Source organism: Micrococcus sp. KRD096 (assembly GCF_017168495.1).
Lineage (GTDB): Bacteria > Actinomycetota > Actinomycetes > Actinomycetales > Micrococcaceae > Micrococcus > Micrococcus luteus.
In genome coordinates this window covers 24,319-25,625 of record NZ_JABFAY010000014.1, presented here as the reverse complement: position 1 = coordinate 25,625, position 1,307 = coordinate 24,319, and the positions used below count along the sequence as shown (strand labels likewise).

Annotated in this window: 1 protein-coding gene; it reads right to left on the bottom strand. The window is 77.4% G+C overall.

Translation table 11 applies throughout. The annotated features are described in order from the left end of the window. Window positions 1-164: 164 nt before the first annotated feature. Window positions 165-1,307, bottom strand: a 1,143-nt coding sequence (locus J1M41_RS06085; protein WP_201294403.1) for a cystathionine gamma-lyase, incomplete at its 5' end; no start/stop codon positions are given.

Below are 1,307 nucleotides of genomic sequence, written 5' to 3'. Positions count from 1 at the left end.
GGGCGGGCGAGGCGCGGGTGGGCGGCCTCGTCCGCGAGCGTAGCCGGGACGCGGGTCAGGGTGAGGTCTCGGCGGCGCTCACTTTCAGGGCCGAATACGACTCTCCCGGGCCCCAGAGCCCCCGGGAGAGTCGTATTCGGCCCACAAAGTGCAGAGGGCGCGGGTCAGGCGGTCGGCCCGCCGCCCGCGGCGGTCATCGCGCGTTCCAGGTCGGCCAGCAGCTCGGCGGTGGGCTCCACGCCCACGGACAGACGCACGAAACCGTCCGGGACGTCGTCGCCCCAGCGGGCGCGGCGCTCGGCCGCCGTGTGCGTGCCGCCGAAGCTGGTCTGCGGCACCACATACTGCGCCGCGGCGATGAACCGCTCGGCCGCCGCCGCGTCCGCGAACCGCAGCCCGACGAGGCCGCCCGCCGCCGTCATCTGACGCGCCACGACCTCCGCGTCCGGGTGGTCCGCCAGCCCCGGGTAGACCACGGCGCGCACCGCTGGGTGGCCCGCGGCCAGCTCCGCGACCGCCTGCGCCGAGGCGCACATCCGGGCGAAGCGGACCTCAAGGGTCTCGAGACCGCGGTGGATGAGCCAGGCCTCGTGGGTGCCCAGGATCCCGCCGGCCAGGGTCCGCCAGCCGCGCACCCGCGCCATCACCTGCGGGTCCCGGCTGGCCACGTGCCCGCCGAGGGCGTCCGTGTGCCCGTTGACGGCCTTCGTGTCCGAGGCCACGACCACGTCCGCCCCCAGCTCCAGCGGGCGCTGCCCCAGGGGGGTCAGCAGCGTGTTGTCCACCACCACGAGGGCCCCCGCGCCGTCCCGGCGGCCGTTCGCGTGGGCGCGGGCGGCGACGTCCGCCAGGTCCGCCACGCGCAGCCCCGGGTTGGAGGGGGTCTCCACGAGCACCAGGTCGTAGCCGCTCAGGTCCGCATGGGCGAGCCCCTGGGTGGCGACCAGGTCCACGTGCACGCCTCGGGGCGTGAGGTGCTCGGCGGCGAGGGCGCGGGTGGGCCCGTAGCCGTCCGCGGGCAGGAGGGCGCGGTCCCCCGGGTGCAGCAGGGGCAGCAGGACGGCGGCGATCGCGGCCATGCCGGAGGGGACCACGGCGACGTCGGCGTCCTCCAGCGCGCCCAGGGCGGCCTCGAGCGCGGACCAGGTGGGCGTGGCCCAGCGCGCGTACTGGAAAGGCACGTCCGCGCCGGGGGCGGTGGGGGCGCCGTCCGGGTCCGCGCCGGGCAGGTGGAACGCGCTCGCGTGGACCAGCGGCGGGGAGATGGACTCCCCCGGGGCCATCCCGTGGGCGCGGTGGTGCAGGAC